Origin of the sequence: Gilliamella sp. B14448G11, from assembly GCF_016101765.1 — a bacterium.
Taxonomy (GTDB): Bacteria; Pseudomonadota; Gammaproteobacteria; order Enterobacterales; family Orbaceae; genus Gilliamella; species Gilliamella apicola_N.
In genome coordinates, this window is record NZ_JACFPX010000015.1 from 26,240 (window position 1) to 40,834 (window position 14,595).

Annotated in this window: 12 protein-coding genes; 3 read left to right on the top strand and 9 right to left on the bottom strand. The window is 34.8% G+C overall.

From position 1 onward, the window contains the following. Positions 1 to 105 precede the first annotated feature (105 nt). The 3 genes from dsdX (at position 106) to H3S88_RS09985 (ending at position 3,496) form a co-directional block, all read left to right on the top strand. Entirely contained in the window at positions 106 to 1,443 is a 1,338-nt protein-coding gene (gene dsdX, locus H3S88_RS09975) for a D-serine transporter DsdX (protein WP_198228815.1), read from the top strand. A 21-nt stretch (positions 1,444 to 1,464) separates the two neighbouring features. Next, positions 1,465 to 2,796, top strand: a complete 1,332-nt coding sequence (gene dsdA, locus H3S88_RS09980) for a D-serine ammonia-lyase (RefSeq protein ID WP_198228814.1) — start codon at positions 1,465 to 1,467, stop codon at positions 2,794 to 2,796. Between the two features lie 220 nt (positions 2,797 to 3,016). Continuing rightward, complete coding sequence (locus H3S88_RS09985) at positions 3,017 to 3,496, top strand: hypothetical protein (protein ID WP_039128532.1); 480 nt, start codon at positions 3,017 to 3,019, stop codon at positions 3,494 to 3,496. Positions 3,497 to 3,789: 293 nt separating this feature from the next. Here the strand turns inward: H3S88_RS09985 and amtB are convergent, their stop codons facing one another. From amtB to H3S88_RS10030, 9 genes are all read right to left on the bottom strand, one after another. Continuing rightward, entirely contained in the window at positions 3,790 to 5,073 is a 1,284-nt protein-coding gene (amtB, locus tag H3S88_RS09990; protein WP_198228813.1) for an ammonium transporter AmtB, read from the bottom strand. Between the two features lie 20 nt (positions 5,074 to 5,093). Further along, complete coding sequence (gene glnK, locus H3S88_RS09995; protein WP_025315005.1) at positions 5,094 to 5,432, bottom strand: P-II family nitrogen regulator; 339 nt, start codon at positions 5,430 to 5,432, stop codon at positions 5,094 to 5,096. A 490-nt stretch (positions 5,433 to 5,922) separates the two neighbouring features. Further along, positions 5,923 to 7,413 carry a dGTPase gene (gene dgt, locus H3S88_RS10000; protein ID WP_198228812.1) on the bottom strand — a complete coding sequence of 497 codons (1,491 nt, stop codon included), beginning with the start codon at positions 7,411 to 7,413 and terminating at the stop codon, positions 5,923 to 5,925. Between the two features lie 21 nt (positions 7,414 to 7,434). Beyond that, a complete protein-coding gene (purK, locus tag H3S88_RS10005) occupies positions 7,435 to 8,502 on the bottom strand; it encodes a 5-(carboxyamino)imidazole ribonucleotide synthase (RefSeq protein WP_144091715.1) in 1,068 nt (355 codons plus the stop codon). A 7-nt stretch (positions 8,503 to 8,509) separates the two neighbouring features. Then, complete coding sequence (gene purE / locus H3S88_RS10010) at positions 8,510 to 9,010, bottom strand: 5-(carboxyamino)imidazole ribonucleotide mutase (RefSeq protein ID WP_039128522.1); 501 nt, start codon at positions 9,008 to 9,010, stop codon at positions 8,510 to 8,512. Positions 9,011 to 9,221: 211 nt separating this feature from the next. Continuing rightward, on the bottom strand, positions 9,222 to 9,572 hold the full coding sequence (locus H3S88_RS10015) for a RidA family protein (protein WP_086308958.1): 351 nt from the start codon (positions 9,570 to 9,572) through the stop codon (positions 9,222 to 9,224). 25 nt (positions 9,573 to 9,597) lie between these two features. Continuing rightward, positions 9,598 to 11,601 carry an excinuclease ABC subunit UvrB gene (gene uvrB, locus H3S88_RS10020; RefSeq protein ID WP_198228811.1) on the bottom strand — a complete coding sequence of 668 codons (2,004 nt, stop codon included), beginning with the start codon at positions 11,599 to 11,601 and terminating at the stop codon, positions 9,598 to 9,600. A gap of 395 nt (positions 11,602 to 11,996) precedes the next feature. Further along, entirely contained in the window at positions 11,997 to 13,457 is a 1,461-nt protein-coding gene (gene modF, locus H3S88_RS10025; RefSeq protein ID WP_144091682.1) for a molybdate ABC transporter ATP-binding protein ModF, read from the bottom strand. A 15-nt stretch (positions 13,458 to 13,472) separates the two neighbouring features. Continuing rightward, complete coding sequence (locus H3S88_RS10030) at positions 13,473 to 14,252, bottom strand: TOBE domain-containing protein (protein ID WP_198228810.1); 780 nt, start codon at positions 14,250 to 14,252, stop codon at positions 13,473 to 13,475. Positions 14,253 to 14,595: the final 343 nt, after the last annotated feature.

A 14,595-nucleotide genomic window follows, 5' to 3' on the forward strand; every position in this document is an offset into this window, starting at 1 on the left:
ATAGATGAATTTAATTCAAGTTAAAACCATTATTGATCATTTGTCAAATTATCACCAAAAACTTCTAATAAAGCTAGCAATTAATGAAAAAGAATGGAGGGTAATATGGATTCGCAGTTGTGGATTATTAGTGTGTTAATCACCAGTATTATCCTTATAGTAATCTCGATCATAAAATTTAAACTTCATCCTTTTTTAGCGTTATTACTTGCCAGCTTTTATGTGGGTGCGTTAATGAAAATGCCACCACTAAAAATGATTGCAGCGATCGAAGACGGTATTGGTAGTACATTAGGTTTTTTAGCTGCGGTAATTGGTTTAGGCACTATTCTTGGCAAAATGATGGAAATTTCAGGTGCTGCCGAACGCATAGGGCTGACATTACAAAAATGTCGATGGTTATCACCACAAGTTATTATGGTGCTAGTAGGTCTGATTTGTGGTATTACCCTATTTGTCGAAGTAGGTGTTGTTTTATTAATTCCATTAGCTTTTTCAATTGCTAAAAAAACTCAAACTTCTCTTTTAATGCTAGCTATTCCGCTCTGTACGGCACTAATGGCCGTTCATTGTATTGTTCCACCTCATCCTGCTGCACTGTTTGTAACAAATGCGTTGGGTGCTGATGTGGGAACTGTAATCGTTTACGGATTAGGTATCGGATTATTAGCATCATTAATTGGTGGACCTATCTTTTTAAAATGCATTAACAATAAAATCCCTTTTAAGACCGTACCTGAAGAGTTTTCAGATATGAAAGTGAGAACGGAAGAAGAACTTCCTTCTTTAGGTACCACATTATTCACAATATTACTGCCGATTGTTTTGATGCTAATAAAAACAGTAGCCGTCTTTGCTATGGATAAAAATAGTTTTAGTTACTCAATGTTAGAATTTTTCGGTAATCCTATTACAGCAATGTTTATTGGAGCGTTTGTTGCTTACTATATGTTGGGCATTCGACGCAATATGGTTATGTCCATTCTGTTATTTAAGACAGAGGAGTGCTTTTCCTCCATTGCAAATATTTTATTAATCATTGGTGCAGGTGGAGCATTTAACGGTATTTTAAAAAATAGTGGATTAAGTGATGGTTTAGCTGGCATTTTTTCCCATTTAGATATGCATCCAATTTTATTGGCATGGTTAGTGGCAATCATTTTACATGCAGCGGTAGGATCGGCAACAGTCGCAATGATGGGTGCAACAGCTATCGTTTCACCAATGTTACCTCGTTACCCTGACGTAAGTCCAGAAATCATCACATTAGCCATCGGTTCGGGAGCTATTGGATGCACAATTGTTACCGATTCTTTATTTTGGTTAGTTAAGCAATATTGTGGCGCAACATTAAATGAAATATTTAACTACTATACATCAGCCACCTTTATTGCATCATTAGTCGCATTAGCAGGTACTTTTTTACTATCTTATATTATTTAAAATATATTACAGGAATAAATTATGATCCCTAAAGATGTTGAAAAGTTAATACAAAAATATCCTTTAGTCGCTAATTTAATACAACTAAAAGAAACAGCTTGGTTTAACCCAAATATAACGAGCTTGACAGATGGATTATCTTATGTAACACTGACTAAGCAAGATGTTAAGGATGCAAGTAATCGATTAGCAAGATTTGCGCCTTACTTATGTAAAGCATTTCCCGAAACAGCAGTAACGAAAGGAATAATTGAGTCCGAGGTTGTTGCGATTCCCAATATGAAAGCGGTTCTTGAAAACCGTTATCAACACAAGTTCACAGGAAGTCTGTTCCTCAAGAAAGATAGCCATTTACCAATTTCCGGTTCCATAAAAGCTCGCGGTGGTGTGTATGAAGTACTGACCCACGCAGAAAAGCTAGCTATTGAAAATGGCTTATTAACCGAAAAGGATGACTACACCAAAATATTTTCTGACAGATTCACCCAATTTTTTAGTCGATATAGTATTGCAGTAGGTTCAACAGGTAACTTAGGCCTATCTATTGGTATTATGAGTGCCAAATTAGGTTTTAAAGTTAATGTTCACATGTCTAGTGATGCTCGCGAATGGAAAAAACAGAAATTACGTTCACACGGTGTAAATGTTATCGAATACCAACAAGACTATAGTGTTGCCGTTGAAAAAGGTCGCAAAGCTGCGGCGTCTGATCCTAATTGCTTTTTTATCGATGATGAAAACTCAAAAACCTTATTTTTAGGTTATGCAGTGGCTGGCGAACGCCTTAAAAAACAGTTTACTGAAATGAACATAAAAGTGGATAAACAACATCCATTGTTTGTTTACCTTCCTTGCGGAGTGGGTGGTGGACCGGGAGGTGTTGCTTTTGGATTAAAACTTGCGTTTGGTGATGATGTACACTGTATTTTCGCAGAACCAACTCATTCACCTTGTATGTTTTTAGGTGTTTACACTGGATTACATGACCATATTTCTGTTCAAGATATTGGTCTTGATAATATCACCGCTGCTGACGGTTTAGCCGTAGGCAGACCTTCTGGATTTGTAGGACGAGCAATGGAAAGATTAATTGATGGTTATTACACCATTAATGATCAAGAGATGTACGATTTACTCGGTTTATTAAATCAACAACAACAAATTCAATTAGAACCCTCAGCTTTAGCGGGAATGCTTGGTTTATTACATGTTGAAAAAAATTCAACATATTTAGAAAGAATTAATGTTTCATCAGAAATTTTAACAAATGCGACACACTTAGTCTGGGCAACAGGTGGTGGCATGGTTCCAAAGGAGGAAATGGGAAAATATCTTAGCCTATCAAAAATATAAAATGCATTAATATTATAAATGGTCAATTTTATGGTGATTTATTTTTTCAAAATTAGAACATCATGAAAGTTAATAAGGAATTGGAATTAGAACTTGGCAGTTTTAGTTTATTTTTATACTAAAACATTACATTGACATCTTTACAACATAGTAACAATCGTTTTTTTAATTGTCCTATACATTGTTATATTATTGTCCTGAATAAAAAGGAAGTTATAGAATGAAGACACATAAAAAACCATTATTTACCCTAGTACAGAGCAGTGAATCAATACCTGAAACAAATACATTAAGTTTTCTAGACTCTAAATTAAATTATCCTGATAGTATTAATGAAATTATTGCATTGCGCATTAAAGAGCTTAAATTACATCATGGTGAATATAAAGATAAGGAATTCAACTGTAAACACCATAATGATAGCAATAAAGAATTTCGTTTTATATTTGGTGAAAATTTTGAATCAGAACATCATAAAAAACAAATTGGTATTTTAAAAGATGAATTAGCATTAGCTAAAGAATCAAATAAAGTCAAACAATTACTTGGTAGTCGTTTAAAACAAATGGCAAAAATTTACCCTTGTGTTGAGATCGATCTAAATAATATTAATGTGATACCGACAAAAATCAAAGAACACCTTTTTGCTCCGCCACTCATATTAACGGATGATAATGCCATTATGCTTTGGGATGATTAATCAGTTAATCTTAAATAATATAAAAAAATCTACAGCGGTTATGCTGTAGATTTTATTTATATCGTTTTGTTAATCTAATCAATAATTTTATATGTTCAACTTTTTTATCCACATTAACCCTAAGGATAAGTAAACAAAAGAAGTATTATTTATGAAGATAAAAGGTCAGTTCTAAGAAGACAAATAAAGCAGACAAGCATTCTAACAAATATAAATCAAAAGTTTACCGCATTTTGTCGGTAAACTTTTTAATAAAGAGATTTTATTTCTATAAACTATTTCGATAGTTTAACTCAACTGTTGAAAGCACTTTCACCATGACTGTTAATATCAAGGCCTTCTCGTTCATGTTCTTCACTAACGCGTAAACCAACACAAATATCCGCAATTTTATAAGCCACAAAAGCGATAACAGATGTCCAAATAACACAGGTAATCACACTCATTAGTTGGATTCCAACTTGAGTCGTCATGCCTATTCCATCGGCATAGCCTACTCCACCTAATGATTTTGAAGCAAAGATACCCGTCAATAAGCAACCAACGATACCACAGACCCCATGTACTCCAAATACGTCACAAGTATCATCAATTTTTAAGATTCTTTTTAGTGAAGAGACGCCCCAAACACCCGCAAAACCACAAATAAGACCAATTAGCATTGCGCCCCCTACCCCGACAAATCCTGCTGCAGGTGTGATTCCAACTAATCCAGCTATTACACCTGATGCGGCCCCTAAACATGACGGTTTTCCTCGTAAAACCCATTCGGCAAATGACCAAGATAAAACCGCTGCTGCTGTTGCTGCAACAGTGTTAATAAACGCTAATCCAGCAATTTCATCAGCATGGGTTGAAGAGCCTGCATTAAATCCAAACCAACCAATGTAAAGAATTGCCGCGCCAAGATAAACATAAGGAAGATTAAATGGTTTTAATGGCTCACGATTATAACCGATTCGATTTTTAAGTAGATAAGCACCCATCAAACCAGCAACCGCAGCGTTAATATGAACAACCGTGCCACCAGCAAAATCTAAAGCACCTTCATCACCTAAAATACCACCACCCCATACCATATGGGCCATTGGTATGTATGAGAACGTAAACCATAACACCATAAAGATGAGTACAGCAGAAAAGCGTATTCTTTCAGCAAAAGCACCAAGTATTAAACAACATGTAATACAAGCAAAGGATCCTTGAAACGCAACCCAAATGAGTTCATAAATGGAGCCATTAACATCCGTTATATCAATACCAACTAAAAGCAAATGTTCGAAATCACCAAAAAACCAATTTCCCTCACCAAAAGTAAGCGTATAACCATAAACGATCCATAACACAGAAATCAGTGAAAAAGTAACTAATACTTGTGATAACATAGATAATACGTTTTTAGATCGTAATAAACCACCATAGAATAATGCAATACCAGGAATAGACATAAATAGTACTAATGCAGTACAAATCATCATAAAACCATTATCCGCATTATCCGCGTATTCTAGAACAACATCTGCAAAGGCGTACGAAGGAAAAATAAGACACAATGGTAAAATACATTTCTTCAACATAATAATATCCTTAATTATGATTACAAAGCTGATTCATCCGTTTCACCGGTACGAATACGAACGACATGCTCAAGTGAAGTTACAAAAATCTTACCATCACCAATTTTGCCAGTATAAGCAGCTTTAGAAATAGTACTAATAACTTCATCAAGTTGTTCATCATTGATGGCTAAATCTATTTTCACTTTTGGTAAAAAATTAACGTTGTATTCTGCTCCGCGGTAGAGTTCTGCGTGCCCTTTTTGTCGCCCGAAACCTTTAACTTCAGTAACGGTTAATCCAGTGATCCCTATATTTGATAATGACTCTCTGACTTCTTCTAACTTGAAAGGCTTAATAATTACTGTGACTAATTTCATTAATTTTTCCTCACGAATATGGTATATGATGAAATATGCAAACTCTGTGCCACAAAACTATACTTACGCTACAGATGTATCGTACCTATAAAATACAAATAAAAATTATTAAAACTGCAAAGTCGATTTGTTTTTGCTGTCATTGAATAGAATTACAATAAGTTACAAATGTTCTTTTATTCGAAGTTTTATGCAATAAAGGACGCTTTAATTTCAATGCTATTTAAGTAAAATACTGGGTAATTAAAATACAACTTAATTAACCTACGAAATATTTAATGTAGTAAGCAATTTATCAGTAGTATTGTGTTGAAAATTATCCGAATTGATATTAATTGAGCTGGAGTTATTATTAATATACCAATGTTAATGTGTTAATTTACTCTCTTTTAAAATTCTAATTAACAGAAATAGATATATTATTTTATTATGCACAACGATAGTGCTTATGCTTCTATTTGGTGCTCTGTCCGATAAAATGATAATAGGATTAAAAAGTTACCATCAATTTACGGTATTCATCATAAGCAAAGTGATCAGTCATACCGCTAATGTAATCTTGCAACAATCGACAACGGTAATAAAATTCCCAATAGGCAAATTTGGGATCTTTTTTTCCAATCAAGTTCGTTGCCTGTAGATAAGCATCACAATGTTTAGCAGAGAGTTTATGATAAAGTCTGGTTTCAATTGGGTATTGATGATGATTGTTTTCTTCAGCAAGTTTAAAAAATTCATTAGTCGGCATGTTTAGCAACGGACTGTAAATATCTAATAATCCACTGATAATACGATAACCTTGCAATTCTATATTTTCTACCGATTCATGATTAAAAACATGTTCGACACCCACTCTTTTAAATATTTTTAATAATTGATATTCGGCGCCATGATCTTCCAATAATGCATGATTAAACGAACCATGATAGATGTCTTCAATATTTTCAACAAAGCGTTCAGCAGCATGGTAAACAAGTTTACTAATGGTATTCACTCGTAGATACATAAAAAATTGCCCAATAGCAATTGAGTTAAATTTTTTTTGCTCCAGATTAACGTATGGACGTTTTACTACTTTGTCAAATAAATCACCCTCTTTAATATTCCCCCAAGCTTTTTCTAAATAGTGATAGAGTTGTTGAACCGTAAAGAGTTTCTTTTCTACTGCATCTTCAAGATCCGCTATACAGTAAGAGATATCGTCCGCAGCTTCCATAATATAAGTGAGTGGATAACGATGAAATGGCTGAATTTCCAGTTGGTTAGATAATTTTTTTATAAATGGTTCTTCAGACAAATAATAACCAGGTTTTTTCATTAAATAAGAAAACTCTGTAGGTATATCTTCTTTAGGCAAATAAGCAGGTTTAGTGTATTTTAATATTGAGGCGACTTGTGAATAAGTGAGATTTAATCTTTGGATACTATGTACTAACCTTATGGCTTGAGCATTACCTTCAAAGTTGGATAAATCACGACGAATTTTAATTTTTAGTTCTTTAATCGTCTCATCATCCGACTCTTGGGGTTGAAGTACGGAATATTTTGGTTGAACATCCACACCTAACTGTTTAACAAACCAGTGATTTATTGCTTTTTCACCAAAATGGCCAAATGGCGGATTGCCAATATCATGCATTAAGCAAGCCATTTCAACTAAACTTTCAATCGAGGTAATAATATTATCAAACCCATAGGTTTTAAGTTTTTTTGATTTGCTTAGTCGATGGATGATTTCTTTAACAATATATCGACCGACTTGTTGAACTTCCATTGAGTGAGTAAGACGAGTTCTAACAACAGAGTTTCTTTCTAGAGGAAAGACTTGTGTTTTTTGTTGCAAACGTCTTATCGCAGCGGAATTGATTATTCTTCCTCGATCACTCTCAAACTGGCGAACGATTGAATAGGGATCAGTTAAAACCTCGTATGCTTTACTTGCATCACGTTGATAATTGATTTTTTTTGAAAAGTCTACCATATTCAATCCTTTGTATTTAAACTACAACAATTGTTTTTTTGCCCATTCAATCGATGATTGATACTCATCCGGTAAAAGTGGTGTTAAAAGAGATAAAGAGTGTTTCAATTTCTCTGGTTGATTGTGAGTTAAATTTAGATGCCCAACTTTACGACCTGCTCTAACTTCTTTTTCATACCAATGTAGATGAACTAAATCAACAGACAACCAATTTAGGTTTAATTGAGTCCCAACAAGGTTGATCATAACCGATGGCGCAAATACATTCGGTTGTGGGAGTGGTAATGCCAATATCGCCCGCAAATGTAACTCAAATTGACTAATAGAAGCTCCATTTTGTGTCCAATGTCCACTGTTATGTACCCTTGGCGCTAATTCATTAATCAATAAGTTATCGCCCATGACAAAACATTCCATTGCCATTACACCAATATAATTAAGTTTATCCATAATAGCTTTTAGCATTTTTTCTGCTTTAGCTTGTAATATTGGATATTGGTTAGGGATAGCGACACTCATTTTTAAAATACCGTCTTGATGCAAATTATTCGTCAGCGGATAAAAAACAGTTTCACCTTTTCCGTTACGTGCTCCGACTAAGGAGATCTCTTTTTCAAAAGCGATAGCCTGTTCTACAATCGCATTATGGTATATATCATCAGGTACGGTTATATCGCTTTGATTAGTGATACGCCATTGTCCTCGACCATCGTATCCTCCAGTTCGACGTTTGACAATTAACAATTCACCAAGCTCTGCAAATAATTTTGTCCAATTTTGCGGATCTTCTAATAATGACCATTTAGCGGTAGGTAAACCTAGTTCATCAAATAGCTGTTTTTGGGTTAGTCGATCAGCAATAATCGGAAAAATATCTCGATTAATAAAATGAGAATGATTAGCTAAAATTTGAGTAAAAGGGGTATCTGGCCAGCGTTCAATCTCGGCAGTAATGACCGATTGTTGGTATGGGATAGTTGTTGGATCAACATCTAAGCCAACAGGGAATACATGAACGCCTAATGGTTCACCTGCTTGTTTTAACATTCGGCCTAATTGACCATTCCCTAAAACACAAACTGATTTAATCGTCATTTTAAGCATCTACTCTTGGATCGGGGTTATTTAATACTTCATCTGTTTGGCTTAATCGCCAAGTGGTTAAACGTTGATAGAGGTCTTGGTTATGTAAAGCAAGAATTTGAGCTGCTAATAGTGCCGCGTTGGCTGCACCTGCTTTACCAATAGCCAGTGTTCCTACAGGTATACCTTTTGGCATCTGTACAATAGAATAGAGGCTATCAACACCATTTAAGGCTGCACTTTGAACAGGTACACCTAATACTGGTACTAAGGTTTTTGCCGCTAACATACCAGGCAAATGCGCCGCACCGCCTGCTCCGGCAATGATGACATCAAAACCTCGTTGTTTGGCTTCTTGTGCAAATTGAAATAATTTATCAGGAGTTCGATGAGCGGAAACAATTTCGACATGATAATTGATAGCTAAAGCGTCAAGAATATCAGCAGCATGTTGCATGGTTGCCCAATCACTTTTGGAGCCCATTACAATGGCAATTTTAGGTTGAATATGCATATAAAATTATATGTGTATATAAATTATTATGTTGTTGAAGTATACACCAAATTTTATCTTATGGGGATAAGAATAACCATGATTTGAAATATCAAAGTTAAAAAATTCGATCATTTTACTAATAGAAAGAGATTTTATTTCTGAAGATTTAAGTAGGTAAACAGATCGTTTAAAAGGGATCCGCCATCTTTAATGGCGGAATTGTAGAACTTTATTTTTTTATAGCAGCAATGATTTTTATTTCGACTAAGTAATCAGGGTTCATTAAGCCAGCCTGTACGGTACACCGCACAGGCGCGGATCCTTTAGCAACCCACTCATCCCAAGCTTTATTCATCGCTTCAAAATCACTTTTATTTACTAAAAATATCGTCACATCTAAAATATGACTTTTGTCACTGTCGGCACTGACTAAAATTTTATCAATTTCCGCTAGGGCACTTTTAGTCTGCTCATAAGCGTCATGGATTAAATTGCTTGGCACACTAGTGTAATATATAACATTATTGTGAATCACTGCTTCTGACCAACGATCTTGTGGGTCAATTCGAATAATTGTCATCATGATTTCCTTGTTCGATGATTAACTAAGATACTTTAATAAAATCTGCACGTAATTTTTTGATCTCGTCACGTAATACACCCGCTTTTTCAAATTCCAGATTTTGCGCAGCTTCGTACATCATTGCTTCAAGCTCTTTAACTCTTGCTTGTACGTCTTTAACCGACACATAATTATACGGTTTATTTGGTTCAAACGCCTGTATTTTAGCTGTTGCTTTTTTAGTGCTCAATCCTGCGTCCAAAATATCTTTAATTTCTTTGCGTACTGATTTTGGTGTTATACCGTGATTAGTATTAAAATCCTGCTGCTTTTTACGGCGTCGAGCCGTTTCGTCAATCGTTTTCTGCATTGCAGGGGTAATCTTATCAGCATATAAAATTGCTTTCCCATTCACATTACGCGCTGCTCGACCAACGGTTTGAATCAATGAACTCTCAGAACGCAAAAAGCCTTCCCGATCAGCATCTAAAATGGCAACCAGTGAGACTTCAGGAATATCTAATCCTTCACGCAATAAGTTAATGCCCACTAATACATCGACTTTACCAAGACGTAAGTCACGAATTATTTCCATTCGTTCAACGGTATTGATATCTGAATGTAGATATTTAACATTCACATTATGCTCTGATAAATAATCCGTTAAGTTTTCTGACATTCGTTTGGTCAATGTAGTAACTAACACTCGCTCATCATTATTAATTCGGAGTTTAATTTCTGATAAGAGATCATCCACTTGTGTTGCAACAGGTCTAACTTCGATAATTGGATCCAATAAACCTGTTGGTCTCACGACTTGTTCAATGATTTCGCCCCCAGATTTTTCAATTTCATAGGTCGCGGGTGTTGCCGATACGTATATCGTTTGTGGCATAATATTTTCGAATTCAGAAAACTTTAAAGGTCTATTATCTAACGCCGATGGTAAACGAAATCCATACTCAACCAGATTCAGTTTACGTGATCGGTCACCATTGTACATGGCTCCAAGCTGTGGAATGGCCACATGCGATTCGTCAATAAACAGTAACCCATCTGCTGGTAAATAATCAAATAACGTTGCAGGTGGATCACCTGGATTACGCTGTGATAGAAAACGCGAATAATTTTCTATCCCCGAACAATAACCAAGTTCTGTCATCATCTCAATATCAAAGAGTGTACGTTGCGTTAATCGTTGCTCTTCTAAAAGGCGATTATTATCAAGAAGTACCTTTTGACGCTCTTTTAGTTCCTGCTTAATTTGTGCTATCGCATTGTCCATAATATTTCTAGGTGTCACGTAGTGAGTTTTTGGATAGATGGTAATACGTGATACTTCATTCACAGCACTCCCCGTTAAAGGGTCGAACATCACAATCCGATCAACTTCATCATCAAACAGTTCAACGCGCACAGCAAGTTCATCTGAGTCAGCAGGAAAAATATCGATCACATCGCCACGAACCCGAAACGTACCTCGGCTAAAACCAATTTCATTACGCGTATATTGTAGTTCAGCAAGACGTGTTAGGATTGCTCGTTGATCGGTTATCGTACCTTTAGTTAAATGCAATATCATTGACATATAGGTCTCAGGCGCACCTAATCCATAGATAGCGGACACGGAGGCAACGATCACGACATCACGACGTTCAAGTAATGATTTGGTTGCTGACAAACGCATTTGTTCAATGTGTTCATTAATCGATGCATCTTTTTCAATAAATGTATCAGTTGAAGGCACATAAGACTCTGGCTGATAATAGTCATAATAAGAAACAAAATACTCAACAGCGTTCTCAGGGAAAAAAGCTTTCATTTCACCGTATAATTGAGCTGCCAATGTTTTGTTTGGCGCAAGAATAATTGTTGGGCGATTATGATGGGCAATAACGTTTGCCATAGTGAACGTTTTACCCGATCCAGTTACACCTAATAATGTTTGATGTGCAATTCCATCATCAAGATTTTGATTAATCCTTTTTATTGCTTCTGGTTGATCCCCAGCAGGTTTGAATTCGGAACACAATTTAAATTTTTTCATTACATCGTAACCTAATATTTTACCTATTAATAAAAATTATCCCCAAAAAGGCTTGACCTTTTAAAATCTTATATTTTTTGTTCAGTTAACAAAAACGCTTATCAGATTAGTTCGAAAACAACAGCTTGATTTAATATAACGCATTGATAAATAACAATAATATAAATCATGACTAACATGTGACCAAACCAACTTAAAACCTGATAGCTATTGGCTTCTGAGCTGTTTTCAATAAACTACTCACAGAGTTATCCACAGGCAACGGGGATAACTCTCTAAGTATAATTGCTATAAACTTTTTTCAAAGATCAAGCAAAAAATCCTTAATAAAAACACCTTTTTTTTTAAGGTTATTCCTATTTTTTAAATCGATTTTAATAGTTAAAAACTAATAACTAATTCAGTACTTCAAATTTATATTGATAGCTATGATCGAAGTTAGGCACAAATATTAATCGATGAGTGATGCATTTTGGAGCATCTTCCACATGATGAGATACAAATAACAGTTGTGTGTGCCCTTCCTCTATTAAGCGATCTATCCAACATTTTACTAACTCTCGATTAAGATGATCTAACCCTTGTAAAGGTTCATCTAAAATAAGTAGTGTTGGATGTTTAACCAACGCTCTTGCTATTAATATTAATCTTTGCTGTCCCCATGATAATGATTGAAAAGGCTTATCAGCATGATCTTTCAGACCCAGTAAATGTAACCATTCATCAGCTAATTTCGCTTGCCTATCACTAGCGGCCTGATAGACCCCAATCGAATCAAAATATCCAGAAATTAACACAGCTTTAACGCTGGAACTTACACGATAATCGAGATGCAAACTGCTGCTTACATAACCAATGTGCCGTTTAATATCCCAAATGGTTTCTCCGGAACCACGTCTGCGACCAAATAAAGTAAGATCATTACAATAACCTTGTGGATGATCCCCTGTTATTAAGCTCAATAGCGTGGATTTTCCTGCACCATTCGGCCCGACAATTTGCCAATTCTCATTGGCTTTTACCTGCCATGTTAATCCATTAATGATAAATTTATCATCGTATTGAATATAAACATTATTTAAGCTTACACGTTCTAATTGATCGGCTAATTGAATTGGTGGTTCGTCTGCTTCGGGTAACGGCATATTGGGCAGGTTTTCTAAATCTGCTAGTTGCTTAACTATTTCATCGTTTAATATGGTTGCTTTAGTTCCAAATTTCAATAGCTGACAATCTACAAGAAGACCAATATTTTCAATAAAGGTTGGAATTTCATTAAATCTATTCAAAACCAATACTATTGAAATGCCTTGTTTGGCTAATTGACCCAGTTTTTCTGCTAAATTTTCCCGCGATAAGATATCTAAACCATCAAACGGTTCGTCTAATATTAATAATTGAGGATTTAACATTAACATTCGACAGATGAGTGTTTTACGCGTTTCACCTGTGGAAAGATATTTAAATCGCCGATTTAACAGATGACTTATTCCAAATTGTTCTGCAAGTTTGAGACAAAGTTTTTCGTCTTTATTATTTTCTTGAATAATTTGTTGAGTGGTTAATCCTGTATCATTTTCACCTTCACTAAGCATATCGGTATTATTGCGTTGCCATTCCTCTTCAATTAACTTTTGTAACTGTTCAAACGAAATATAGGCTACGGATTCAAATTGATTAATCACTCGACCCGATAATAATTTTTGTTCGCCCGCAAGTGCTTTAGCTAGTACAGACTTTCCACTGCCATTACGGCCAACAAAAGCAATACTTTGTCCTGGACTGATAGTGAGTGATTCAATGGTGAAAACTTTATAGTCACTAATCTTGTAGTGAGCATTTTCAATGGTTAACATAATGACCTCGTTTTACTAAACTAATGTGGCAACAATAATATGCTGAGGATGAATTGATATTGTTAGCGGTTTATCTTTGTATAAATCATACTGCTTGACTTCTTGGGTTAATTTACTTGCATAAAGTTTCATACCCGATGGCAATGTAAATTCAATTTCAGTCCATTCACCATCGGTTTTTATGGTTTCAACCTTAACTGATAAACTATTTTCATTGGCATCATTTAACTCAATTAAGGGGGCTTTGATTAGCAGAAGTACCGTTTTATCCACACTTAGCTTTAATCTTTCAATACTTTGTTGAGTGATGTAACCTTTTAATTCTGTTTGGTTATCGCTTAATTTAACCGTAACATATCCGGCAACATGGTTTGTTTCAATGTGTTTAACACTACCATACAATTGATTTCGAGCACTGGTTTGTAATGATAATCTTGCGGTAGCTTTTAAAATATCATCTAGCGGTACATTATCATCATTTAATATATTAAAAGCATTATGTTGTAAGTGGGTTAAAAGATCGTAAAGTTGAATAAATCTTACTGCGTAGGAACTTAATTTAGTACCACCACCATTTTTACCACCAGTTGTGGTAATTAAAAAAGGTTTGGTTGTCAGCCTATTAATTTCACTTATTGCATCCCAAGCCGTTTTATAACTCAACCCTATTTGTTTGGCAGCTTGGCTTAATGAACCTGTTTTTTCAATGGCTTTGAGTAAAGCAATACGCCTTGGATCAATAAAGAGTTGTTGGTTCAAATTGAGTGTTAACAAAATATCGGGCGAGAGGATCATTTGTATACCTTGATAAACTTTAAAATAGCTCTATTAAAAAACAATTTAGGTATTGTAGACCCTTTTATTGCTTCCTACAAAATTTGTGAGAAATAATTCTTTCTTTGGCAAAGAAAATTGATAAATCAATTAGATAAATTCTATCCTAACAACCTTATTACCTAAGTGATACAAAATTAGATTTTTGCTAATGTATTTGTTTATTATCAATACGCTCGATTACATCGATATGTTTTATTTTATATAACGAAATGTTACTATGTTTTACACTATGATTCAGTTCTCATATTTTCTAAATAAAAAACATTGAGCATTAGTAAAATAATCATAACGTACATTATTA

What these genes read in the sequence shown, in the direction of transcription:
- dsdX (WP_198228815.1), top strand. Translation starts at nt 106, where the DNA reads ATGGATTCGCAGTTGTGGATTATTAGTGTGTTAATCACCAGTATTATC.
- dsdA (WP_198228814.1), top strand. Translation starts at nt 1,465, where the DNA reads ATGATCCCTAAAGATGTTGAAAAGTTAATACAAAAATATCCTTTAGTC.
- H3S88_RS09985 (WP_039128532.1), top strand. Translation starts at nt 3,017, where the DNA reads ATGAAGACACATAAAAAACCATTATTTACCCTAGTACAGAGCAGTGAA.
- amtB (WP_198228813.1), bottom strand. Translation starts at nt 5,073, where the DNA reads ATGTTGAAGAAATGTATTTTACCATTGTGTCTTATTTTTCCTTCGTAC.
- glnK (WP_025315005.1), bottom strand. Translation starts at nt 5,432, where the DNA reads ATGAAATTAGTCACAGTAATTATTAAGCCTTTCAAGTTAGAAGAAGTC.
- dgt (WP_198228812.1), bottom strand. Translation starts at nt 7,413, where the DNA reads ATGGTAGACTTTTCAAAAAAAATCAATTATCAACGTGATGCAAGTAAA.
- purE (WP_039128522.1), bottom strand. Translation starts at nt 9,010, where the DNA reads ATGCATATTCAACCTAAAATTGCCATTGTAATGGGCTCCAAAAGTGAT.
- H3S88_RS10015 (WP_086308958.1), bottom strand. Translation starts at nt 9,572, where the DNA reads ATGACAATTATTCGAATTGACCCACAAGATCGTTGGTCAGAAGCAGTG.
- uvrB (WP_198228811.1), bottom strand. Translation starts at nt 11,601, where the DNA reads ATGAAAAAATTTAAATTGTGTTCCGAATTCAAACCTGCTGGGGATCAA.
- modF (WP_144091682.1), bottom strand. Translation starts at nt 13,457, where the DNA reads ATGTTAACCATTGAAAATGCTCACTACAAGATTAGTGACTATAAAGTT.
- H3S88_RS10030 (WP_198228810.1), bottom strand. Translation starts at nt 14,252, where the DNA reads ATGATCCTCTCGCCCGATATTTTGTTAACACTCAATTTGAACCAACAA.